We start from the raw sequence: 24,289 nt of genomic DNA on the forward strand, positions 1-24,289 counted from the left end.
CTTAAATTCTTGATTATTAATGCTATTTGACTCATCACTTAAAAGAAAACATACCAATGGAGATAAAACTTCGCTCTTTTTACGCGACGGTAATGTTTCCACATCAGTGTTAATATTGTGATCCGACCAGAAACTTATACTGTTAATCCGTTGCAGGCGATTTGTAGCCAGCTTGTCATTTAGTAGGGGGGCGTTGCTCAGATGGCTGTTCGTATGAATAACGACACAACGAGCCCCCATCTGACAAAATGAATCCAGCCCACCAACCCCTAGTGATTGTATATAGGCATGCCCCTGCTCAGACACGACAACAGCACCGACAAAAGGGGAGAGTTGCGCGGTGCACTGATCAAGCGTGGCTTGGAGGGTACCGGGCGTGAATACAGGTGCTTCTTTAAATCTGACTCTGGGATCATGAGCGACGATATCGAGCGCTGCCGTTTGATTATGATCAATAATAATTGGCGTATAGCCTTTCGCGGCCAATTGGTAGGCGATAGTGGCACCCAAGGCGCAGGCTCCACCGAATAACGCAACGGGTCGACAATCCATGTTGAGCACTCTAGCGATATAAATGGGAAATAGGATACGTGATTTTAACCACTATTTCAGCCGACTAGCGCAATGATTTGATTGCCTGATGCAGGTATCATTAAAATCGTGATAAATCGCGAGCACAATAACGAACATTAAGATGAAAATAGCCACGGCATGCACACAAAATCCAGACGCAGTAGATGCCGCGCAAACACTGGCGCGCGCTTTATTAGGCCGTCTAAAGGCACCTAAGCTTTTAATGCTCTACTGCACGGAACAATACGATGTTGATACACTTCAGCGAGCAATGGTTGCGCTTTTCCCTGGCGTGCCATTGATAGGGTGTACGACCTGCTGCGGTGTCATGACGCAAGCCGGTTATATCGAAGGGCCGACAGCCGCCGTCTGGGCTTGCAGTGATGAAAAGGGAAGTTACGGCACATCCCTCGTGCCACACCAAGCCCATCGTCCTATACGCGATTCAGCGCGCATTGCGCTTAATCAAGCGATAGAAGAGAGCGGCCGTTGTGGCGAGCTCCCCAAACTCATCGCTTTACACAGTACACCGGGTGATGAGGAAACGACGTTAGCCGCCATTCGAGAAGAGTTGGGCGTATCGGTCCCAGTGATAGGTGGCTCCGCTGCGGCCGACACCGTCGGCGGACGATGGGCCATTTTCGATAATGAGCAAACCGCGCAATCTGGCATCGCAATCAGTGTTTTTTATCCAACCGCACGGGTGAGTTATTCATTCCACTCTGGTTATGCGGCCACCACCAAGAAGGCCGTCGTCACAGAGGTACGTGGTCGCACCTTAGTGAGTTTGGACCATAAACCCGCATCGGCGGTTTATAAAAACTGGTACGAAGAAGAAACCGGGCAAACGCTAGATTTAGGCGACTCGCTGTTCGCACGATCAACCTTGTATCCGCTCGGGACACAAACGGGCAAGATACACGGCTTACCTTATTACACCTTGTCACACCCCATGTTTGTTAACCAAGAAGGGCACATGGAACTCTTCTCGCAAATAGCCGTAGGGCAAACCGCGCACTTTATGACAGGCACCAGTGAAGGGTTGATTGCCCGTGCAAGTCGAGTCGTGGAATCGGCAAACGATCATGCGCTGCGAACGCCTCAACCTCTAGGTGGACTGGCGATTTATTGTGCGGGGTGTATGCTTCATGTCAAAGATCGCCTTGACCAAGTCGCCGACAATATCAACACGGCCTTATACACTGCGCCGTTTGTCTGCCCGTTTACCTTTGGTGAACAAGGCTTGTTTAAAGGTGGGGAACTGTCCCATGGTAATTTAATGATCTCGGCTGTGTTATTTCATAAGGATTAATCATGACGTCGAAACGCGTATCGGCCTCTGAACGTTCAGACTCTGAATCTTTACAAGAAACCTTATTTGAACTCAGTCGTGTTGAAGCAAGAGAAAAGCGTTTAAGGGAAGAAAACGACGCGATTTTGTCGGCAATCTCAGCCATGACGGAAGCGACGTCAAAAACCGATATTTTTGCTTCCTTACTTGATGTGATCCGCCGGTATGTCAGCTTTGATAGCGCCGTGGCGCTAAGCCGCAACCGAGAAACAGAAGATGCGTTTCGCTGTCTCGTATCGACTGAAAGCTTACTGGAAACAGTCACTTGGCAAACAGGCGATGTGTTTCGCCGCTGTGTAAGTGGTGAAACGGTTGCTATCTATAAACCTGGCATGGTGAAAGAGATGCATTGCTTAACGCATCAATACGCCAGTTATTTACAAGGTACTGCGCTGATTAGCGGGTTAACGGTAAATGACAGCGAAGTCATGCTTATTTTGCTGTCACACCGCCGCGATGCATTTAATAACGAAGCCCAGCAAGTCATCGACCGATTTCGCCCCTTGATTGAACGCACCATTATGGATATCGACTACCGTCACCGTCTACATGCATTAGTGGGGAGTCGCACTCAGGAACTAAATGCTAGCCGGCAACGCTTTCAAGACTTTGCCCAAACAGCCAGTGACTGGTTTTGGGAGCTCGACAACCAATTTCAACTGACTTACCTGTCATCACCCAATACTGATACCGACATCGATGCTGAAGCCCTGCTGGCAAAGCTCAAATCAGACGCCGAATTAAAAACGAAATTAGAAGAGTACATATACACAGAAGAAGCCTTTAGCGATATTGAATGGCATATAGAATCTCGTCACCATGACTACTGGGTAAGCCTCTCAGGCCGTCCTTGCTATAATAAGCGCGGTGAGCTCGCCGGTTATCGAGGGACGGCTAAAGATATCACTGCGACCAAGCGTCGTGTTGTCGAATTGCAACAGGCTCGTCAGCAAGCTGAGTTAGCCAATAATGCCAAATCGCAGTTTCTTGCCGTTATGAGCCACGAAATCCGCACGCCGCTCAATGCTGTTTTAGGATTGATCGATGCATTGCAACACTCTTCATTAACGCAAGAACAAAAGCAGTGGGTAGGGCAAATGGATAAATCTGCTCAGCTATTGCTAACATTGATCAGCGATGTTCTCGATCTATCTAAAATTGAGTCCAACCGTTTTTCACTATCTCCCTCATTGATGAAGCCCAGCGATAGCGTATCGAATGTCTATCAACAATTGATTGAGCGGGCCGATAAAAAGCGCATTAACCTCTCTGTTAGTGTCTCTTCTTCTGTGCCCAACACCTTGTTTATGGATGAGAACCGCTTTACGCAGATACTCCTTAACTTGGTGGCCAATGCCTTAAAATTCACGGAACGCGGCGGGGTGACAGTGTCACTTGACGCTCATGATGATRTACTCGAGTTATGGGTGAAAGATTCAGGAATCGGCATCGACGAAAAACAGATTGGTCGAATCTTTGAGCCTTTTACTCAAGCGGATGGCAGCATTACTCGCCGCTTTGGCGGTACTGGCCTTGGATTATCCATTTGTAAAAAGCTGGTAGAGATGATGGGAGGCAGTATTCACGTGGAAAGTGAGCCTTACCAGGGAACTGACTTCTGCGTTCGTTTGCCGATTGTCGAAACACCTCAAGATGCACAAAAACACCAAGCACAACCAAACGTCTCGGCCGACGCCGTGCAGGCTATGTCGATATTGGTCGCCGAAGATAGCCGTGCTAATCAAATGGTGGTTAGGTTAATGCTGGAAAAACAGGGTCATACCGTCGTATTAGCATCCAATGGTGAAGAAGCACTGGCACAGGTTAAACAAACAGAATTTGATCTTGTGCTGATGGATATGTCGATGCCTGTCATGGACGGCATCGCTGCCACCAAAGCGCTGCGTGCTTCAGGGTTTAAACGACCGATCATTGCGCTGACCGCCAATGCAATGGATGAGGATAAACAGCGCTGTGTCCGTGCCGGCATGGATGACTTTGTTACCAAGCCCATTAGGGCGGCAAGCCTTAACGCCGTACTGCATGCTCATCAGCCATTAGATCTTTCCACTAATTACCGCTGACTTGAATCGACTTAGGCCAAGCAACTCTTGGGGTAATGACGATTAAAGGAAGTAGTAATTAGCTATTTTATGGTAAATAGCTAATTACGTTTAATGACAAAAAAGGAAGAGTGCTGGGCGAGCAGAAACAGTATCCAACATCAGACCTCAAACTTGCATTTAACATAATCTATATAATGCGCACTGATGGGTACGAGTCAATATAGGAGCGATATCGCTTTTCTCGCTTATCATATCGCTCCTTGTCCAGCATGGCTTGTAATCTGATGCTATTTGAATGACTGATGTGGGAATACGTTTTTGATGCGTTGCTGAATGCGGTTATCAATGCTGCGCGACATCACCACCTTCGCGGGTTTAAAGCGGTTGCTATACACTTTCACTGTGCCCGTGAACGGATGACGCTTCGCAATGTCTTGGCAGTCATGTAAGAAACCTTTCGGCACTTTCCCTTTGTGACGCACTAGCTGGCCATCTTTAAACGCAATCACGATCAGTGGCCGGTCAATCAACATAAATGCGAGAAAGATGGCAAAAGAGATAAGTAAAAAATAGCCCATACTGCGATGCTCGCTTATCGGTCAAACGGTTCTACATACCCAGCAAGTTACTCAGATCTTGCTTTAAGGTGTCTACCTGCTTATTAGCACTCTCTGAGCGATTAGCCTCAGAAAGTAAATATTCAATGGTATCTGACAAGGTCGCGTCAAGCTCGTGTGCTTTTTGCGAGAGCTTCTCCCACACACGATAATCCAAATCGATAGATTTTTTCCGCGTTTGCTCTTGCTCGGCGTTAAAGTGACGCTTGCGCTTGGCACGAATCGCTTGTTTTAGTTTCTTCTCCAATGAAGGTGACATGTGCTTTTCAATCCATTGATGTACACGCGTTGGTTCATGCTCCAGCGCTAACAAGGCGTCAACGGCCGTCTGAGCCTCATCACTATCAATGTATTTTGTGACAGCGTCACCGTCTTTCCACTTTTTCACTAGGTAGGCCCATTTCCAGCCTGCCTCAAGGTTCTCGAGTTGTTGATATTTCATATGCCAAGCTTCAGTCACGCCAAGTGGTGACAGCGTAACACTAACTCGCTGTCTGTTCAATTATCGCACACCTCAAAGATACCGCGTACGCCAGTGGACGATCCAATGGCCGCACTATCCTATTACCACAGTGTGTTATCCTTTATACTCTGTCCATTCTAATCTTAGTCAGTAATCATAGACATGCATGAAGTTGATTGGCGTGATGCCAAACCACATTATTCTCAGTTTTCTCTCGACATTGCACAATTCGCGCATTTAGAGGCGGCCTCACTGTTATCACTGCAATCGCGCTTAAAAAAGGCACTGACTTGGTTAATGTTACCTTCGTGTCCAACGGCTTGTCTTACCGTGATGTCAGCTGACTTGCCTCAATATCTTAATGCCTATCAAGCAGAATTAGTTGCACAGTACCCAGAGATGCCGGTTGTGATCGGTGACGCATTTACCGAATCAACACTGTTTGGCTTTGCTTATGATGCGAATAAAAATGTGACAGCGTCACAAAGGAAGTACGGTTTACTGCATCAAGCTCACGATGGCGTATTGATTTTAAAAGTGGCGGATGTACTGCAGCAGCCACGCGTCTGGGTGCGCCTCAAGCAGTTTTTATCATCAGGCAAACTCGCCTGGCAAACCGCCCGTGCCGATCAAGTAACGGATTTGCCCGATGAGGCACTGAACGTACGTTTGGTGTTAGTCGGCGACAGACAGTGGCTGGCCGACTTTGAAACCAATGAGCCTGATCTCTACGAAGGTCTGTCAGCTTATGCCGAATATGAGCAAGACATTGCGCTCGACTCGGCCACCATTGTGCCCTACTTTGCTTGGCTTAAAGGCTTGGTCACCGCTCAAACGCATTTACCCATGACAGAATCAGGCTTAGTGCGTTTATTACAAGCAGGGGCACGAGAAAGCGAAGATCAATGGCGGATGCCCTTGTGTCCAGTTTGGTATCAGCAACTACTGGCTGAGTCTGTCATAACGGCGTCGGATGCGCTCGACAAAGCCGCCATTGATGCCGCTATCTCTCAGCGTTACCAACGTGCTGCCTATCTCCCCGAGCGTGCGATTGAAGATATCCACAAAGGACAGGTTTTTATTGATACCCGTGGCGAGCATATCGGCCAAATCAACGGTTTAACTGTGATCGAAGTGCCTGGCCATCCGATGAGTTACGGTGAGCCAGCGAGAATTTCTTGTGTTGTTCACTCCGGTGATGGCGATATTGCTGATGTGGAGCGCAAAGCCGAGCTTGCAGGTAACATTCACGCCAAAGGCATGATGATTATGCAAGCCTTTGTGAGTGTGGCGCTAAATCTTGATGACCCTTTACCCTATTCGGCTTCCATTGTATTCGAACAATCGTATAGTGAAGTGGATGGTGACAGTGCATCCTTGGCCGAGTTGTGTGCCTTTGTGAGCGCACTATCTCAACAACCGATTAATCAAGCCATTGCCATCACTGGTGCAGTTGACCAATTTGGTCGCGTACAAGCGGTAGGCGGGATTAATGAAAAAATTGAAGGTTATTATCAAGTTTGCGCGCATCGAGGATTAACCGGTCAACAAGGTGTCGTGTTACCTAAAACGAATCTCTCATCCTTGTGTCTACGGAACGACGTTGTTGAAGCGATTAAAGCCGGTCAATTTCATATTTGGGCGGTGGATGATGTCGAACAAGCCTTGCCGCTTGTGACAGGTCTCCCATTCTCCGGAGACGATGAGGAGACATTGCTAAGAAAAATATCTAATCGAATAAATCATTTTCATACTGATGAAAAACAAAGCTGCAACAGTTTGTTTAAACGCTTAAAAAACTGGTTTGGCCAGTACTGATCCGAGTTGTTTGGCGTACACGTGTACGCTAACCTGCTCGCAATTGAATAAGGAGCAGTTTAGATATAATGAAACGCCAAAATTCCTATAACCGCGACGATTTACTCGCATCTAGCCAAGGTGAGCTCTTTGGCCCGGGACGCCCACAGCTTCCGGCACCAAACATGCTGATGATGGACCGTATCACCAACATTACCGATCAAGGTGGTGACTTTGATAAAGGCGTGATTGTCGCTGAGTTGGATATCAACCCAGATTTATGGTTTTTCGACTGCCATTTCCCAGGTGATCCAGTGATGCCAGGTTGCCTTGGCTTAGATGCTATGTGGCAGCTAGTTGGCTTTTTCCTCGGCTGGGTTGGCGGCGAAGGCAAAGGCCGTGCCCTGGGTGTTGGTGAAGTGAAGTTTACCGGACAAGTATTGCCAACGGCTAAGCGTGTTCGTTATGAAATTCACATGAAACGCGTGATTAACCGTAAACTCGTTATGGGTGTTGGTGATGGCCGCGTCTACGTTGATGATAAAGAGATTTACGTCGCTAAAGATCTGAAAGTGGGTCTTTTCCAAGACACATCCGCATTCTAATCCTCTCTGTCGAGCCGGTGAGACGACCATCGCCGGCTTCTATTACCCCTCCCTTCCTACTTATCACGTACTTCTCCGCTTTTGGACAACTAAGAAGGAAATATCTTAGTGATTGGAAAAATTGATTGCTGTACTTATGTTTGTTTAGAGGTAGTTATATAAAGTTATAGTGCATTACGATGTATTTAAAAAGGCCTTACCAAAACGATAAGGCCGTAAATATAAAAAGAGGTTACTTCATCATTTCCGATTTACTGGTTCTGCCTTCGCGCCATCCGCCAAGCCAGCTACTTCTCGCATCCGTTTGTTGGTAAGGACATAGTTCAGACGATCGACCGTTTATCCCAGCTTGAAAGCCCTTTGACTGTGCGCGTTCCAAACGATCTCGCTTCTGTCTTTTCATAGGGTCGCCCTCTTTATTCCATTTTGTTCAATGCTGCTTGCCATTTGCAAGGATACTTCCGTCTATGACGTTTTTATGAAGCATCCTCTACAGCTTCGATCATGATTATTTTTTAAGCAAGCACTATCGAGCAACGACTAAACAAAATGTGAGTCATATCCCTCTATATGTGACAACGTCACTAACGCAATTATTGCATAGCCTCTAATTCTTCCCAGCGTTCAAAGGCTTGCTCTAATGCCTGTTCAGCCTCAGCTAATCGGGTCAGTTTAGGTTGAGTAATGTCCTGACTTTTCGAGAAAAAATCAGGATCGTTCATTTCTGATTGTAACGCTTCAATCTCTTCTTCTAACGCCTCAAGCTGAGCCGGCAGGGCTTCTAGCTCACGTTGCAGTTTATAAGATAGCTTGCGAGGCTTACTCTTAGGTTTTGCCGTCTTTTGTTCCGTATCAGCCTCACCTCTCATTGAATGGGTACGGCTATTGGGTGTGATAGCTTTGAGATACTGCTCACGCTGTTGTTGGGCATCGTGATACCCCCCAACAAATTTATTAATGGTGCCGTCACCTTCAAATATCCAGCTGTGTGTCACTGTGTTGTCGACAAACTGACGGTCGTGGCTGACCAATAACAAGGTTCCCTGGAACTGTGAAAGTAAGTCTTCCAACAACTCGAGCGTTTCGATATCAAGATCGTTGGTCGGCTCGTCAAGTACCAGTAAGTTGGCAGGCTTGAGGAAAAGCTTGGCCAGCAATAGGCGGTTTTTCTCTCCTCCTGATAGCGCTTTCACCGGGGTTTGCGCACGGCGTGGATGAAACAAGAAGTCTTGCAGATAACCCATGACATGACGTTTTCGGCCACCTACTTCAACTTCTGTTTTGCCCCCTGCCAGGTTGTCGATCACCGTTTTTTCTGGGTCCAATTTCTCACGATATTGGTCAAAATAGGCTACGTCGAGCTTGGTCCCCACGTGCAAGTGCCCGCTGTCTGGGGTGAGTTTTTCAAGCATCAGCTTCAACAGTGTACTCTTACCGCATCCGTTGGGGCCAATTAGTGCAATGCGATCGCCGCGCATCACCGTAAAGCTAAATGGCTTAATCAGTGGCTGATCTTGATAGGTAAAGGCAACGTTTTCGGCTTCAAACACAATTTTCCCCGAGCGGTTGGCGTCATCGAGCTGCAGGTTTGCGTTACCCTGTAACTCAACACGACTCGCACGCTCTTGCCGTAGCGCTTTCAATGCGCGTACACGTCCTTCATTGCGGGTGCGACGCGCTTTGATACCTTGACGAATCCAGGCCTCTTCTTGGGCAAGTTTTTTATCAAACTCGGCATTTTGCTCCGCTTCTACACGCAGAGCTTCTTCTTTACCGTCCAGATAGGTTTGATAATCACCTGGCCATGAGGTCAACTTGCCGCGGTCAAGATCCACGATACGCGTGGCCATTGCCCCGATAAACGAACGGTCATGCGAGATAAAGACGATCGCGCCTTTAAAGTCTTTCAAGAACTGCTCCAACCACAGAATCGTCGAAACATCCAGATGGTTAGTTGGCTCATCAAGAAGCAACACATCCGGCTCGCAGACAAGTGCGCGCGCTAAGGCGGCTTTGCGTTGCCAGCCACCCGATAGGGCTTTAAGCGCGGTGTTACCTTCCAGTCCTAATGCCCCTAATACCACCATTATTTGATTGTCAAAGCGCCAAGCGTCAGCATGGTCCAGTGCTTCTTGCACTTTGGCCAACTCGGCTATGTTGCGATCGCTAGGATCTGTTTCGATCTTCGCGATCAGTTGGTGATACTGCTTTAGCTTGTCCCCTGCCTCAGCGAGACCTTCGGCCACATAGTCAAACACAGTTCCTTGACTATCTCGTGGTGGATCTTGCTCAAGCCGAGAGACTTTAAGTTCAGATTGGCTTTGAATACTGCCATCATCGAGCTGTACCTGACCATCAAGGACTTTCATCAGCGTCGACTTGCCCGCACCATTGCGTCCAACAAGACACACGCGCTCACCTGGCTGAAGAATAAAGTCTGTTTTGTCCAGTAATGGGTTGTCGCCATACGCCAACTGGGCGGAGGTTATTTTAATCAATGCCATGTTGCGTTAACCAAGCTTGTAATTGTGTGTGATCAAACGGCCATCCTAATTCAGCCCTCACCTTTCCAGACTGATCGCGGATTGCAATCACAGGAATTGTGACGCCGTAACGCTCAAAGAGCGCATCGTCAAAGGCAATGTCTTGACTGTTGAGTGGCGTTTGATAACCGAGAGATTGATAGAGTGCCCACGCTTGTTCACAAAGGTGGCACCCTTCCGTGCTAAACAATACGAGTGTCATGCTGATACTGCCTGATGACGGATTATCCAGCAATTATGGATATGTGGGTTGCGGGCAAAATCTTCAGGAATCGAACGCTTGCTAATATTCTCCGCACGTAAGCCGGCCGCGGCTAATCCCTCACTATCCATCTTAAAGTGCCGTTTGTTGTTGGAAAAAATAATTTCCCCATCGGGACGCAAACGGTCCTTCAGTGCTAAAAGCACATCAAGGTGATCACGTTGAACATCAAAAGTGCTCTGCATTCTTTTCGAGTTGGAGAATGTCGGCGGATCGATAAAGATCAAATCAAATTGCTGGTTAGACTGGCGAATCCATTGTAGACAGTCTGCCTGCTCAAAACGGTGCTGACGCCCGACAATGCCATTGAGCGCCATATTGCGTTCAGCCCACGCTATATAGGTTTTTGACATGTCGACAGTCGTTGTAGACCGTGCACCACCTGCCGCAGCATGAACGGACGCGCTGCCCGTGTAGGCAAAGAGGTTAAGGAAATCTTTCCCTTGTGCTTTCTCACCAATTAGACGACGGGTATAGCGATGGTCGAGAAATAACCCTGTATCCAGGTAATCATAGAGATTAACTTCAAGCGCCACGCCATATTCATCGACCGTCATCGTTCTAGATGCGCCGGCGAGTTTTTGATATTGGTTATTGCCCTTTTGCTTTTCGCGCGTTTTTAGCACCACTTTATTGGCATCTACACCGGTCACCGCAATGGCTGCGCGCACCATATCCAGCAAGCGACGACGTGCTTTTTCTGGCTCAATGGTTTTCGGTGCCGCATATTCTTGGATGACCAAAAAGTCGCGATACCGATCAATCGCGGCTTTATAGTCCGGTAAGTCAGCATCATAGAGTCGATAACACTCTAGCCCTTGTTTCTTTGCCCATTTATCCAGTTTGGTCATGTTCTTGCGCAAGCGATTAGCAAAATCTGGGGCGACGTCCGCCTTTGCCGCCTCACTCTCCGATTTTTCACCACGCGCGGTGATCGCATAGGTTTTCATCACACAATCTAACGCACCGTTGCGTAGATTAAATTTGTCATCCGCACGCATCCGCAAGCAACTAAGCAACTCTTCCGAACCTGAATACAAAGAAACCGTGTTCCCCGCAAATGCCTCTTTAAGGTGATCACCGAGCTGCGTGTAGAGGGCTATCAAGCCAGGCGTGGTTCCCAAGCGCTCCCCATACGGCGGATTAGAAAGAATATGTCCCCCTGAGAATCCCTCAGGCGGCGTCACTTGCGTGGCATCACCCGTTTCAAAGTCAACCAATTCACCAACGCCAGCACGTCGTGCATTCGCACGTGCTGTCTCAATGATACGGGCATCGTTATCAGTGCCATAAAAACGTGTCTGGCACTGACTTACACCTCGTTTCGCCTTGACACTCGCTTCAGCTTTGAGCGCTTTAAAGGCTTCATCATCAAAGCCCAACAATGATTCAAAGCCCCAACGCTTGCGCTTTAATCCAGGCGCAATTTTCGCTGCCATCATCGCCGCTTCTATCAGCAAGGTGCCCGAGCCACACATGATGTCCATCAAAGGCTGATCGGGCTTCCAGCCACTCCGTAACACCAAAGCCGCAGCATGGGTTTCTCGTAATGGTGCCGCGCCAGCCTGGGTACGATAGCCACGCTGATGCAGGCCGCTCCCCACCATATCAATCCCAAGCAGGCCTTGATCTTTCGATAACCGCATATGGATACGTAAATCAGGCTGCTCGCGGTCGACGCTTGGACGGGGCAAATTCGACTTTTCAAATTTGTCTACAATCGCATCTTTGACTTTCAACGCCCCGTACTGGCTGTTACGTATCTCGCGATTGGTACCATTAAAGTCCACCGCAATCCGCTGACTGGCGTGAAAATAATCTGGCCAGTTAATGGCCGTTGCACCGAGGTAGAGATCCATATCATCGCGCACCGCAAACTCGCCCAACACCAAGACGAACCGTGACGCAATCCGACTCCATAAACAGCATTGATACAGTGTTGAATCGTCGGCTTTAAATTTAACCCCTGCATGGACTTGTTTGAGGCTAGATACGCCAAGTTGTTCAAGCTCTTGAGCTAGCATGTGCTCGAGACCTCGAGCGGTTATTGCGAGATAGTGTTTCATTCAGTCTCTACACCCTTTGGGCGTCGTTGTCATCATGGCGGCGATTATACATCAATCTTACGCCTATCGTTGACCCAAGCGGCGACAATCTCATTGAGTGATGAATAAATCGCCGGATTGTTGTTTCCACTAAGAAACAGATATCTAGATGCCTTTGTTTCCAATGAGAATCAATCACCCCAACTAGATGCGCATACCTGTTTCCCTCAGGAAACCACCTTGCTTTGTCACTCATCTCACCTCGCCAAATCCGTTTTGAGCTGAACGCGTGTAAGCATTCACTGTGACTATTACGCACATTATGTCTGATACTATTAAAACGAAAATGGCTTATCTTTCCCTTTGGGAACGAATCGCAAATTGCGTAAACTGGACTAGACCAGGATGGGTTTATTCAAGCATTTTAACGGCTAAAATAGGAAGAAAAACGTCATTCATTGGCCTTATAAGGGTGAAAACCCCCCAAAATCAATGAAAAAATGCGCAGGCATGTGCACACTTTTCGCTCATAAAATGAACTGATATCACATTTTTTATGCACATCTGTTTGGTATAAGAAACGTCAAGATACAGCTATAGCGCTGTAGTCTGTACAAGAAACACGAAAAGTGAGGGAAGAAAGGAGGCGTGGGCTGAGTGAAAACCACTCAGCCCACTAACGCAAAGCGACCTTTTTGGCTATTTGTTTGAAGTATTGGTTGCGATAGCCGGTCGTTCATTACTTTAATCGCACCACAAAACGCCATTGTTTTATTCGCGCTCAGTTCAAAATCAGCCTCACGTGCGAGCATGCAGAGCGAGGCAGAACCGGCGTTCTCTATGATAATAAACGGCGCCCTATCCCCTGTTTGGCTGGTGAGCTCGACTATTTGCCCCCACTCAGGGGTGGCGATAGTGTCTTGTTGTGGCTCGAAAAACCAGCTTTTAGGTAAGACAGGTTTGTGGAAGCGATAGGCTGCCACTGCGTTCAAAGCGAGTTCGGCCTGACGAGGGCCGGAAAGAGAGAGGTTTGACAGGGGATCGGTCAAACGTTGAAAGAGTGATGCATCCTCAACAGAAAATGGGGATGATGAGAACGCATCGGGGATGAGATGTTTGGCGTTGACCGCCACGCGAAAAACCATGTCGTCGCCTAAATCCAGCATTAGTGAATTCGACGTATTATCGAAATACCATCTCCATGCATTGTTAGGTTTTAACATACTTCAGCTCCCGCGATGACTCACTAACTGGGTGTCTGGCGATACCAAAACTGCCATTGCCTGAAGTGTAATGGGCTGAAGCGAAAAAAAAAGGGGAAGAAAACGCCCCCTTTTATACCTTAAGACTTTATTTCCTAACTTAAATATGACGCACGATTTGTTTTATGAGCCCAGGGCCTTGGTAAATCAACCCAGAGTAGACTTGCACCAAGTCGGCTCCTGCCTCCAACTTTTCACGCGCCGCCGTGACTGAATCAATTCCCCCTACACCGATGATGGGCATCGCCCCATCGAGCGCACGATGTAGTTGACGAATAACCTCGGTGCTTTTTAGTTGAACAGGACGGCCACTTAGCCCACCCGCTTCACGATAATGAGGCATACCATCTACCAATGAGCGCTCAAGCGTGGTGTTGGTCGCAATCACACCATCGATCTGGTGACGAATCAGTGCTTGCGCCACTTGTTGAATTTCTTCTTCACTCAAATCTGGGGCAATCTTAACCGTCAGAGGCACGTATTTATCGTGAGTGTCTGCCAACTGTGCCTGTTCGGCTTTCAGTGTGCTCAGGAGTTCGTCGAACATCTCGCCATATTGCAACGTCCGTAATCCTGGCGTATTGGGCGACGAGATATTAACGGCGATATAGTCGGCATATGGGTACACTTTTCGCATACAGACGACATAGTCATCGGTGCCCTGCTCGATGGGTGTATCTTTGTTCTTGCCAATATTAATACCCAACACACCGTCGAAGTTTTTCGCACGCTTGACGTTTTCTACCAACGCATCAACCCCCAGGTTATTGAACCCCATACGGTTGATGATCCCCTCGGCGGCTTTAATACGAAAAAGTCGAGGTTTGTCGTTTCCCGGTTGTGGCCGGGGTGTCACTGTCCCCACTTCCACAAAACCAAAACCCATCGCACCAAAGGCTTCTATGCACTCGCCGTTTTTGTCCAATCCTGCCGCTAGACCAACGGGATTATTAAAGTTGAGTCCCATTACGGTAACTGGACGAGGAGGAAGCTGTTGGGAATAGAGAAAACGAAGCGGGGTGTGATGGAATCGAGAAAGGGTGTTGATGGTTAGATCATGTGCTTTTTCTGGATCTAACTGAAAGATAGCCGGTCTGGCGAGGCGGTAAAGCATTATCCCTCCTAATAAAAAAGCCCCGTATAAACGGGGCTAGATTATTGCGTTATTGGCGCTTTAATTCAATTTAAATTTAACAGCGACAATTCGCGTAACGCGACGGAGAACTTGGCAAACTCATGCACTGAGCCCACTTTGAACTCATCAACAATGCTCTGCCAACGCCCGAGAATGACTACGTGCTCATCCATCCACTGGGCTAATCCCGTCTCAGCATCTTGATCGGTTGCCATTTCGGACACGATACGGGCGGAGAGTAATCGTTGCTGCCAATCCAGATCTTCGCGGAAAGACGCACGCGCCAACGCTTGCCAGTGGTTATCCACCGGTTGGTTGTTGATTTGTTTCAAGAACCAGTGCAGTGACAAGCTATCCCCTAGCACATAGTACAAGCGTGCCACCAGCTCGAACGGTTTATTCAGCTGCTCTGACACCTGTGCTAAGTCCAATCCAGAGAACACGCTGGTTAGACGACAGACTCTATTCGCCAGTGCATCCGGCACCCCAGCTTGTCGTAGCGTCTCCGCTTGTTGATCATGCTCTTTGATTTCACTCTCAACCAGATAGTCATCCAAGTGCTCGACCAAGTTTTGCAGCGCCGGACGATAAAAGGCCACTTGTGCCTCGATACTTTCCCCTTTGCGTTTGTTACGTAGCATCCATCGGGTTGCTCGGCGTAGCATCCGGCGACAACGGAACAAGATATCGTATTGCACCTTGGCGCTGACCTGATTATCTAGCGCTCGCACATCGTCAAACAGTTGTTCAAAACCAAACACATCACGGGCAATCGCATACGATTTGGCAATGTCACTGACACTTGCTCCCGTTTCATCTTGCATACGCGTAATGAAATTGAAGCCCATGTCGTTCGACATCTGGTTCGCCAAGGCGGTAGCAATGATCTCGCCTCTCAATGGATGGGATTCCATTTCTTTGCGATAGTGACGCTGTAACTCTTTCGGGAAATAACTGGGGAGTAGCTGGCCAAAGTGTGCATCTTGCGTCACTTCATCAACCACCAGTTGCTCTTTGAGCACCATCTTCCCGTACGCCACCAGCACAGCAATTTCTGGGCGAGTTAGGCCCGTGCCACGTAAGTTACGCTCAGACAAGGTCTCATCATCCGGCAAATATTCAAGTGCACGATCCAGCTTGCCCTCTTTTTCAAGATAATGAATAAAGCGGATCTGCTCTTTTAATAACGCCGCTTGCTGATTGTGGGTTACGGAAATTGACTCGCTCTGACTGTACGCATCTTCAAGCACGATATCAGACACTTCATCTTCCATCCGCTCCAAAAGCTCGTTGCGTTTTTTCATGGTCAAGTCACCGGCAGCGACCAGCCCATTGAGCAAGATCTTGATATTGACTTCGTTATCTGAGCAATCTACCCCGCCGACATTGTCAATGAAGTCGGTATTGACGCGGCCACCTTTGAGCGCATACTCAATACGCCCCAGTTGTGTCATCCCTAAGTTACCGCCTTCACCGATAATGCGCGCACCGACTTCATTGCCGTTAACACGTAACCCATCATTGGCGCGATCGCCAACAGAGGTATGGGTTTCATCGGACGATTTAACATAGGTGCCAATCCCACCATTCCATAGCAGATCGACTTTGGCTTTTAAGATCTGTTTGATCAGATCGTTCGGCGCCATGGATTGCTTGCGTGTACCAAGCAGTTTTTGTATTTCTGGCGTTAAGTTAATCGACTTCGCTCGACGGGAGAATATCCCCCCGCCTTTGGAAATCAACTCGCTGTCATAATCTTCCCAGCTTGAGCGCGGCAGGTTGAAAAGGCGTTGACGCTCTTTCCAGCTTTTCGCGGCATCAGGTTCAGGGTCAATGAAGATATGCATGTGGTTAAAGGCTGCCACTAAGCGAATATGTTTAGAGAGCAACATGCCATTACCAAACACGTCGCCTCCCATATCGCCAATCCCCACACAGGTAAAGTCTGTGGTTTGACAATTGATATCCACTTCGCGGAAATGACGCTTCACCGATTCCCAAGCACCCGCTGCGGTGATCCCCATTTTTTTGTGGTCATAACCGTTGGAGCCACCAGACGCGAAAGCATCGCCCAGCCAGAAGTTATATTGCGCTGAGACACTGTTAGCAAGGTCGGAGAAGGTCGCGGTACCTTTATCTGCAGCCACCACGAGATAGGCATCATCTTCGTCATGACGCACAACGTGTTGCGGCGGTGTCAGGGTGCCTTCCACGATATTATCGGTAATATCGAGCAACCCTTGGATGAAGATCCGATAGCAGCGCTTCCCTTCTGCAAAAATTGCATCTCGGCCCGAGAGCTGGTGCTGTCGCTTGCATACAAACCCACCTTTGGCTCCGACGGGCACAATCACCGTGTTTTTCACTTGCTGCGCTTTAACCAGCCCCAGCACTTCGGTGCGGAAGTCTTCTTGCCGATCGGACCACCGCAAGCCACCACGTGCGACTTTGCCGCCGCGTAAATGCACCCCTTCTACATCCGGTGAATACACGAAGATCTCGAATGCCGGAACAGGTTTAGGCATATCCGGGATCTCAGAGGCCTCGAGTTTTAACGACAAGTAAGGCTTGTCTTGGCCATTGTCCGGATCTTTTTGGAAAAAGTTCGTTCGCGTGGTCGCCAACATGATTTCCATATAGCGGCGAATAATACGGTCATCATCAAGACTCTCGACATTATCGAGGGCTTCTTCGATATCATTGATGATGATGTCTTGTGCCCGCTTCGTTTGTTTACCAACCGGATCAAAACGCGTATTGAATAGTTTTACCAAGAAACTGGCAAGTTGAGAGTGTGACGCTAGCGTCTCTTCAATATAGGCCTGGCTAAATGGAAAGCCAATTTGACGCATATAACGCGCATACGCACGTAAAATCGTCACTTCGCGCCCCGACAAACCGGCATTAAGCACCAAGCGGTTGAAGCCATCGTTATCTAGGCGGCCATGCCAGATATCCGCAAAGGCATGCTGAAAACGATCCCGGGCATTACCAAGATCAAACGCCGATCCAGCACTGTGCAACATCGAAAAGTCGAGGATCCAGTATACATCCCCTTGACTGGTTTCTACTTCATAAGGTGATTCACCAATCACGCGTAAGCCAAGGTTTTCTAGCATTGGCATCACATCAGACAAGTGAATAGGTTCGCCTTTTTGGAAGAGTTTCAGGCTGATCGCGTTCGATTGATGGCTTACCTCTTGGGGGCGATAAAGCAGCATATCGAGCTTGTTATCATCACTGAGTCCCTCAAGGCGCTCAATATCCGCCACCGCTGATCCAGGCAGCATGGCCTCTTTGTACGAACGTGGGAACGCCCGCAGGTAACGCTTGGCGATCGGTGTGCCTCGGTTTTCACCAAAGTTTGCGATCACAGCCTCTTGCAGACGATCGTCCCAAGACGAAGCCGCTTCTGTTAGATTGTGTTCGATCTTCTTCACATCAATATCGAAATTGTTGTTTTCTACTCGGACGATATAGTGCGTCCGCGCCAAGGGGCTTTCCGAGAAGAAAGTGGTAAATTCTACCGTCTGATCAGAGCCAAAGTACTGCTGAAGAATACGTTGGGTTTGACGACGGAACTCGGTGTTATAGCGCTCACGGGTGATATACACCATGCACGAGAAAAACCGCCCGAATGGATCGCGACGAACAAACACGCGCAGCATGTCACGATCTTGCATTTGCACCACGCCCATGCCAACGTCGCGCATTTCTTCTTCGGTCGCCTGAAAAAGCTCATCACGGGGATAGTTTTCCAAAATATTCGCCAGTGCTTTCCACGAGTGTGATTCACGATAAAAGCCACTGTTATCAAGAATGCGACGCACTTTGTTACGCAAGACGGGAATACTGGCGGTGGATTGGTTATACGCTGAAGATGCATAAAGACCGGTGAAACGGTGCTCACCAATCACATTGCCATCTTGATCAAATTTTTTGATCCCGATGTAATCCACATAAGCCGGACGATGGACACGAGATTTGGCATTGCTTTTCGTCAACACCAGTAATTCTTTTTTCAGCGCCTCGGCGCGCGCTGACTCTGGCATGTCTGATAGGCTAAGGACGGCGGGCGATTTATGCTTTTTGGCTAAGCCGAGTGCATTGCAATCTGCGCTAGCACGAAGCTCGTAATCCCCTTCCACCGCGACTAAGTCAAAACACTTATACCCCATAAAGGTAAAGTTGTTATCGGTAATCCAGCTCAAAAACTCGATCGCTTCTTGGCGACGTTCATCATCAATGGGTAACGGTGTATCTTTCAGCTCCGATACCAGCGCAAGCATTTGCTCACGCATCGGCTTCCAGTCGTTTACCACCATCACCACATCCATCAAGGTTTCAGACAATTCCGCCTCTAATGCAGCCATCTCTGACTCATCGGACATTTTGTCGATTTCGATGTGGAACGTACTTTGGAACTGCCCGTTGTCACCGCCAATCCCAATCACGTTACCCTGATCATTTTTTTGTGATTTTATCGGGGTATTAAGCATTAGGTGGGTCGTGATCCCCAAACGGTTGAGGGCCATGCGCACCGAGTCGACCAGGAAGGGGGCATCTGGTGCTAAGATCTCGACAATGGTGTGGGTGGACTGCCAGCCATTGCCACTTAGGCTCGGGTTAAAGACTTTTACAAACACTTTGTCTTGTTCGAAGGTGTTTAGATGGTGCCACAAACTCATCACAGCACCATAGAGATCTGACTCATTGCGTTCCTGCAAGTCATCATCAGAGATTTGACCCAATATCCTTTTGGCTAATGCATCGACAAGTGGTTGTTGAGTATCATCCAGTTTATCGGCAATCAGCTGATAAACCTTCTCAAGTAACACAGGTACTATAGGGTCACGCGAGGTCATTCTGGAGCTCCGTTGTCCTTTTTAGAACATTATCGTTGTGAGTATTCAGAGGTAAACATTGCGTTAACAAACGCACTGTCTAGTGTAAGGCTTGGCAGGTAAAAACGTTATAGGTAAACGGCTGGATTTACGCGAATTTCGCCAGAATGTGACTGATGTGGCTATTTAAACAGAAGAATTGGCGAGGCATCACTCGCGCCCCACTAGGCAACCCGCATTAACGACTGGAACTTATGGTTGGCGTCGGTCACCAGTTTAAAACGCCCGCGTATACCGAGTTGCGATAGGAAAGGACGAAAACGCGAAGCCGGGATCTGAAGACGCAGACCCTGATCGGTCGTCACCACCACATTGGCCGCGGCACCACTGTAGTAGTGTTGATACTCTGAGTAAGCAATGTAAACGTTAAAATAATACTCCATCTCTTCCGCTCAACCTATCACCGTGACACCGCAAACCAATCAACCACCGAAAACAAAAAGCCGCCCAAGGTGGACGGCTTTTCACACTTGTTAACGCTTGGCTGATTTTATCCCAAATCGTTTCTTACTGCTCAAGTGTTTTTTCTACTTTTTCATAGAGATCCGCAGCCAAGTTATCCATATCTGCCAACTCTTGCAGTACCTGTCGCATTTGCTGCTGGCGATGGTGATCGTAATAGGCCAGTTTGAGCATAGGATCAATCAATCGTGATGCCACCTGTGGATTCGACTGATTCAAGGTCACCAAGATCTCTTTCAAAAAGCGGTAGCCGCTACCATCTTGGGCATGAAAACGCGCCGGATTACGATTACAAAATGCCCCGACCAAACTGCGTACACGGTTGGGGTTTTTGAGCGTAAAGGCAGGGTGCGCCATCTGTGCTTTCACCTGCTCTAAGGCAGTCTCGGAAGGGTTCGCACCTTGGAGCATGAACCATTTGTCCATCACCAGTCCATCATGCTGCCATTTATCACTGAAATCTTTCATCAGTGGTTCACGACACGGTAATTGCGCATTGTTAGCGGCATTCAATGCTGCCATGGTGTCAGTCATATTGTTCGCGGCTTGGTAATGATGCTCTACATGCGTGTTGCCGTTTTCCGTGTGCGCGAGATAGCTCAAACAGGCATTACGTAAAGCGCGTTCACCGATCGCTTTGTGGGTGATCTGATATTCAGGTTGCGCATACTGACGGTATACCGCGTCAAACTCATCAACCATATGATCGGCAAATTGTTGCTTGAACGCCGCCATGACTTGATGAATCGCATCAACGTCGACAATATCAAACCAGCCAGCCACTTCCGTCTCGGTCGGTAAGTTGATCACTTCCGCAATCAATGCCAGATCCGTGTTGTCGCTGAGCAATACGCCACGAAATGCATCAATCACTGACAAGGGCACATCAATAGGCTGTTCGTTTTGTACCCGTGCGACGTTCTCCTTAATATGCTTGGCCAGTAGACTCTGACCCGCATCCCACCGCGCGAAATCATTGCGCGCATGTTGCAGTAAGAATGCCAATTCATCGTCTTGATAGTCATGCTCAAGCTTCACTGGCGCGGAGAACTCCCTGAGCAGGGAAAGCACAGGTTGCTCATCCACCCCATCGAAAATAAAGGTCTGCTCAGCATCTGTCACCGCCAGGACGTTTGAGACCGACTCACCGTGACGTTGTAACTCAATCACACTGCCGTCGCGACGATAGAGTGCAATATCCAGTGGAATATATAGCGGCAACTTCTCTTGCTGATCCGCTGTTGGCGGCGTGTGCTGCGTGACATGTAACGCCAACTGTTTGCTATCGGGGTCATAGGTCGATGATACATTCAACACCGGCGTCCCAGATTGGCTGTACCAACGGCGGAACTGAGTCAGATCGACCCCAGAGGCATCTTCCATTGCTTGAACAAAATCATCACAAGTGGCTGCTGTACCGTCATGACGTTCAAAGTAGAGTTTGACCCCTTTTTGAAACCCGGCTTCACCCAAAATAGTATGCATCATACGAATAACTTCGCTGCCCTTTTCGTACACCGTCAGGGTGTAAAAGTTATTCATTTCGATCACTTTTTCTGGCCGGATCGGATGAGACATAGGGCTGGCATCTTCAGCAAACTGGGGGCCACGCATAATACGCGCATTGCTGATACGGTTGACAGAGCGCGAGCCTAAGTCGGAGGAGAACTCTTGATCACGAAAAACAGTTAACCCTTCTTTCAGGCTAAGTTGGAACCAATCACGGCATGTCACTCGGTTCCCCGTCCAGTTATGGAAGTACTCATGACCAATGACCGCTTCGATGCCGAGATAATCGGTGTCGGTGGCGGTTTCGGCGTTTGCCAATACATACTTGGAGTTAAAGATGTTTAAGCCTTTATTCTCCATGGCACCCATGTTGAAGAAGTCAACGGCGACGATCATGTAGATATCAAGATCGTATTCAAGATCAAACCGCTCTTCATCCCATTTCATTGCGTTCTTCAATGAAGTCATCGCATGATCGGCACGATCTAAATTCCCTTTATCAACAAAGATTTCCAGTGCCACATCACGCCCAGAGCGGGTCACAAACGTATCACGTAACACATCAAAATCGCCGCCGACCAGTGCAAATAGGTAACTGGGTTTCGCGTACGGGTCATGCCATTCTACCCAGTGGCGGCCACCTTCCAACTCACCCGACGCAATCTTATTGCCGTTACTGAGTAAGTATGGGTATGTAGATTTATCCGCAATCACCTTGGTGGTAAAGCGAGCTAACACATCGGGACGGTCGAGATAATAAGTGATCCGGCGAAATCCTTCCGCCTCACACTGAGTACAATAAGCCCCGCCCGAAATATATAGCCCCTCGAGAGCGGTATTGTTTTCAGGATCGAGCTGAGTTTGGATGGTTAAAGTAAATGCGGCTGGGACGTCTCGGACAATCAATTTGCCCGCCTCTTCACTATAGGCTGTCCAGGGGTCGCCGTTGATATCTAGGCGCACTAACGTGAGCGCGTCCCCGTCTAACACCAGATCGGTGGCGTGATCATTCAGGCGTTTCACCTGGCTAACCGCCGTGACTAGGGTGTTGTTCGGATCAAGATCAAATTCAAGGTTGATATCCGTAATGGTAAAGTCCGGCGCACGGTAATCATCACGGTATTTGGCGGTGGGTTGTTGAGACATGTCGTTTCCTTTTTATCGAGTGTACCTCAGCCAACGAACTGTATTCATTCGCCCAAGGGCGATTTTGCATGCCATACCATACCGCGGCTCGGCATTAATGACTATAGATTTAACAGTTTGTTATCAAATGTTTGCGTTTACATCCAATAAGCGCAGTATAATGTCAACGCAGCCTGCCAATCCCGACTGAAATATAATGTGACGACGGTTAAATTTTCTAAAAATTGCGGTACTATGACGCTCATTTCGTTTTGTAACCCGTAAGGCGTTCACCACGCATGCACAATCCGATCATTACATCACTCTTGGATACTGATGCTTATAAAATCAACATGCAGCAGGCCGTATTTCATCATTATCCTGATGTCCATGTTACCGCTGACTTTTACTGCCGCAGTGATGAAAACCTCTCCTACCTACGTGAACAGGTGGTGGAGCATGTCAATCATCTCGCGACGTTGCGGTTTCGTGCAGACGAGCTCAACTACCTCGACTCACTCGGCCTTTATCAAGCGGACTTTCTCGCCTTTTTGTCAGGTTTTCAGTTCGATCCTGACCAAGTCACTGTCGGTGTCGAAGACGGTCAATTGGCAATTCATATCGCCGGCCCTTGGCAAGAGGTGATTCTATGGGAAGTGCCACTACTGGCGATTATTTGTGAGCTGAGAAACCGCGCTTGTTATACTCAACTAAGTGTCGATGACGCGATTGCACGTCTTGACGATAAGTTAGCCCACCTCCCTAAAGAGGGATTTGCCGATGGGTTCCAGCTCGTTGACTTTGGCACGCGGCGTCGTTTTTCTCGTGAGGTCCATCAGGCGATAGTGACACGTCTGCACGCGGTCTATCCGCCTTTAAAAGGCACCTCTAACGTATGGCTAGCCAAACAGTTAGGGCTTGTGCCTGTCGGCACCCAAGCGCATGAGTGGTTTCAAGCCCATCAGCAGCTTGCAGGCCAGCTTGCTGACTCCCAGCAGCTTGCGTTACAAATGTGGTTGCAAGAGTATCCCGATAGCCTAGGGATAGCGTTAACCGACTGTATCAACATGGATGCCTTTTTACAGGATTTTGATCGTTCGCTCTGTCACGCCTTTAGCGGATTGCGTCATGACAGTGGTGACCCGATTGCATGGGGTGAGAAGGCGATCGCGCATTATCGGTATCATGGTATTGACCCCAAAGATAAGACACTTGTCTTTTCCGATAGCCTCACGCTGGCGAAAGCCGTGCACATCTATCAATACTTTGCCGACAAAGCCACGACCTCATTCGGTATTGGCACGCAGCTAACCTGTGATCTCCCTAATGTGAAAACCCTCAATGTGGTGATCAAATTAACCAGCTGCCAAGGGAAACCTGTTGCCAAAATTTCTGATGAGCCTAACAAAGCCATTTGTAAAGATGAAGCGCACCTCTCTGCACTAAAAGCCGCGTTCAAGTTGTCAGACTAAACGCTTCCCCAATAAGAAAAGGGCCAGTTTATTTATCACCGGCCCTTTTCATCAATGTTTTATTGATGAGTTTTTATGATAACACGCTCTGTCATTGC

17 protein-coding genes are annotated in these 24,289 nt (G+C 48.4%); 5 read left to right on the forward strand and 12 right to left on the reverse strand.

The genetic code is table 11. From position 1 onward, the window contains the following. On the reverse strand, positions 1-552 hold a 552-nt coding region (locus BZG73_RS06275; protein WP_131826187.1), incomplete at its 3' end, for a Rossmann-fold NAD(P)-binding domain-containing protein. A 142-nt stretch (positions 553-694) separates the two neighbouring features. On the opposite strand from BZG73_RS06275, the gene BZG73_RS06280 reads away from it, so the two are divergent. After that, complete coding sequence (locus tag BZG73_RS06280) at positions 695-1,885, forward strand: FIST signal transduction protein (protein WP_077667859.1); 1,191 nt, start codon at positions 695-697, stop codon at positions 1,883-1,885. Between the two features lie 2 nt (positions 1,886-1,887). Continuing rightward, positions 1,888-4,008 (forward strand): ATP-binding protein, encoded by a 2,121-nt coding sequence (locus BZG73_RS06285; protein WP_077667860.1) that lies wholly within the window; start codon positions 1,888-1,890, stop codon positions 4,006-4,008. 269 nt (positions 4,009-4,277) lie between these two features. Here BZG73_RS06285 and BZG73_RS06290 read toward each other — a convergent pair whose 3' ends face one another. Both BZG73_RS06290 and matP read right to left on the reverse strand, forming a co-directional pair. Then, a complete protein-coding gene (locus tag BZG73_RS06290) occupies positions 4,278-4,568 on the reverse strand; it encodes a DUF3634 family protein (RefSeq protein WP_046073224.1) in 291 nt (96 codons plus the stop codon). Positions 4,569-4,599: 31 nt separating this feature from the next. Then, complete coding sequence (gene matP / locus BZG73_RS06295) at positions 4,600-5,049, reverse strand: macrodomain Ter protein MatP (protein ID WP_046073223.1); 450 nt, start codon at positions 5,047-5,049, stop codon at positions 4,600-4,602. Positions 5,050-5,232: 183 nt separating this feature from the next. On the opposite strand from matP, the gene BZG73_RS06300 reads away from it, so the two are divergent. Together BZG73_RS06300 and fabA are read left to right on the forward strand one after the other, a co-directional pair. After that, a complete protein-coding gene (locus BZG73_RS06300) occupies positions 5,233-6,888 on the forward strand; it encodes an AAA family ATPase (RefSeq protein WP_077667861.1) in 1,656 nt (551 codons plus the stop codon). Positions 6,889-6,956: 68 nt separating this feature from the next. Beyond that, complete coding sequence (gene fabA / locus BZG73_RS06305; RefSeq protein ID WP_046073221.1) at positions 6,957-7,472, forward strand: bifunctional 3-hydroxydecanoyl-ACP dehydratase/trans-2-decenoyl-ACP isomerase; 516 nt, start codon at positions 6,957-6,959, stop codon at positions 7,470-7,472. Between the two features lie 232 nt (positions 7,473-7,704). Here fabA and rmf read toward each other — a convergent pair whose 3' ends face one another. From rmf to pepN, 9 genes are all read right to left on the reverse strand, one after another. After that, positions 7,705-7,875 carry a ribosome modulation factor gene (gene rmf / locus BZG73_RS06310; protein ID WP_077458712.1) on the reverse strand — a complete coding sequence of 57 codons (171 nt, stop codon included), beginning with the start codon at positions 7,873-7,875 and terminating at the stop codon, positions 7,705-7,707. 190 nt (positions 7,876-8,065) lie between these two features. Continuing rightward, positions 8,066-9,976, reverse strand: coding sequence for an ABC transporter ATP-binding protein (locus tag BZG73_RS06315; protein WP_077667862.1), 1,911 nt, complete (start codon positions 9,974-9,976; stop codon positions 8,066-8,068). Continuing rightward, positions 9,963-10,217 (reverse strand): glutaredoxin family protein, encoded by a 255-nt coding sequence (locus BZG73_RS06320; RefSeq protein ID WP_077606192.1) that lies wholly within the window; start codon positions 10,215-10,217, stop codon positions 9,963-9,965. The genes BZG73_RS06315 and BZG73_RS06320 overlap by 14 nt, the downstream gene beginning before the upstream one ends. Continuing rightward, positions 10,214-12,343 carry a bifunctional 23S rRNA (guanine(2069)-N(7))-methyltransferase RlmK/23S rRNA (guanine(2445)-N(2))-methyltransferase RlmL gene (gene rlmKL, locus BZG73_RS06325; protein ID WP_077667863.1) on the reverse strand — a complete coding sequence of 710 codons (2,130 nt, stop codon included), beginning with the start codon at positions 12,341-12,343 and terminating at the stop codon, positions 10,214-10,216. Before rlmKL ends, BZG73_RS06320 begins: the two co-directional genes overlap by 4 nt. 647 nt (positions 12,344-12,990) lie before the next feature. Next, the gene (locus BZG73_RS06330) at positions 12,991-13,545 is read right to left on the reverse strand and encodes a cell division protein ZapC (protein WP_046073217.1); all 555 of its coding nucleotides are present in this window, start codon (positions 13,543-13,545) and stop codon (positions 12,991-12,993) included. A 139-nt stretch (positions 13,546-13,684) separates the two neighbouring features. Continuing rightward, positions 13,685-14,698, reverse strand: a complete 1,014-nt coding sequence (gene pyrD, locus BZG73_RS06335) for a quinone-dependent dihydroorotate dehydrogenase (protein WP_046073216.1) — start codon at positions 14,696-14,698, stop codon at positions 13,685-13,687. 65 nt (positions 14,699-14,763) lie between these two features. Next, entirely contained in the window at positions 14,764-19,584 is a 4,821-nt protein-coding gene (locus BZG73_RS06340; protein WP_077667864.1) for an NAD-glutamate dehydrogenase, read from the reverse strand. A gap of 203 nt (positions 19,585-19,787) precedes the next feature. Beyond that, on the reverse strand, positions 19,788-20,006 hold the full coding sequence (locus tag BZG73_RS06345) for a DUF2835 domain-containing protein (protein ID WP_046073214.1): 219 nt from the start codon (positions 20,004-20,006) through the stop codon (positions 19,788-19,790). Positions 20,007-20,130: 124 nt separating this feature from the next. Continuing rightward, the gene (gene pepN / locus BZG73_RS06350; RefSeq protein ID WP_077667865.1) at positions 20,131-22,740 is read right to left on the reverse strand and encodes an aminopeptidase N; all 2,610 of its coding nucleotides are present in this window, start codon (positions 22,738-22,740) and stop codon (positions 20,131-20,133) included. A 278-nt stretch (positions 22,741-23,018) separates the two neighbouring features. On the opposite strand from pepN, the gene pncB reads away from it, so the two are divergent. Continuing rightward, on the forward strand, positions 23,019-24,191 hold the full coding sequence (gene pncB / locus BZG73_RS06355; RefSeq protein ID WP_077666247.1) for a nicotinate phosphoribosyltransferase: 1,173 nt from the start codon (positions 23,019-23,021) through the stop codon (positions 24,189-24,191). The last annotated feature ends 98 nt before the right edge of the window (positions 24,192-24,289 follow it).

This window comes from Salinivibrio siamensis (assembly GCF_001996005.1).
GTDB classification, from domain to species: Bacteria; Pseudomonadota; Gammaproteobacteria; order Enterobacterales; family Vibrionaceae; genus Salinivibrio; species Salinivibrio siamensis.

Bases quoted from the DNA above. Each gene is read 5' to 3' on its own strand.
- BZG73_RS06280 (WP_077667859.1), top strand. From the start codon at position 695: ATGAAAATAGCCACGGCATGCACACAAAATCCAGACGCAGTAGATGCC.
- BZG73_RS06290 (WP_046073224.1), bottom strand. From the start codon at position 4,568: ATGGGCTATTTTTTACTTATCTCTTTTGCCATCTTTCTCGCATTTATG.
- matP (WP_046073223.1), bottom strand. From the start codon at position 5,049: ATGAAATATCAACAACTCGAGAACCTTGAGGCAGGCTGGAAATGGGCC.
- BZG73_RS06300 (WP_077667861.1), top strand. From the start codon at position 5,233: ATGCATGAAGTTGATTGGCGTGATGCCAAACCACATTATTCTCAGTTT.
- fabA (WP_046073221.1), top strand. From the start codon at position 6,957: ATGAAACGCCAAAATTCCTATAACCGCGACGATTTACTCGCATCTAGC.
- rmf (WP_077458712.1), bottom strand. From the start codon at position 7,875: ATGAAAAGACAGAAGCGAGATCGTTTGGAACGCGCACAGTCAAAGGGC.
- BZG73_RS06315 (WP_077667862.1), bottom strand. From the start codon at position 9,976: ATGGCATTGATTAAAATAACCTCCGCCCAGTTGGCGTATGGCGACAAC.
- BZG73_RS06320 (WP_077606192.1), bottom strand. From the start codon at position 10,217: ATGACACTCGTATTGTTTAGCACGGAAGGGTGCCACCTTTGTGAACAA.
- rlmKL (WP_077667863.1), bottom strand. From the start codon at position 12,343: ATGAAACACTATCTCGCAATAACCGCTCGAGGTCTCGAGCACATGCTA.
- BZG73_RS06330 (WP_046073217.1), bottom strand. From the start codon at position 13,545: ATGTTAAAACCTAACAATGCATGGAGATGGTATTTCGATAATACGTCG.
- pyrD (WP_046073216.1), bottom strand. From the start codon at position 14,698: ATGCTTTACCGCCTCGCCAGACCGGCTATCTTTCAGTTAGATCCAGAA.
- BZG73_RS06340 (WP_077667864.1), bottom strand. From the start codon at position 19,584: ATGACCTCGCGTGACCCTATAGTACCTGTGTTACTTGAGAAGGTTTAT.
- BZG73_RS06345 (WP_046073214.1), bottom strand. From the start codon at position 20,006: ATGGAGTATTATTTTAACGTTTACATTGCTTACTCAGAGTATCAACAC.
- pepN (WP_077667865.1), bottom strand. From the start codon at position 22,740: ATGTCTCAACAACCCACCGCCAAATACCGTGATGATTACCGTGCGCCG.
- pncB (WP_077666247.1), top strand. From the start codon at position 23,019: ATGCACAATCCGATCATTACATCACTCTTGGATACTGATGCTTATAAA.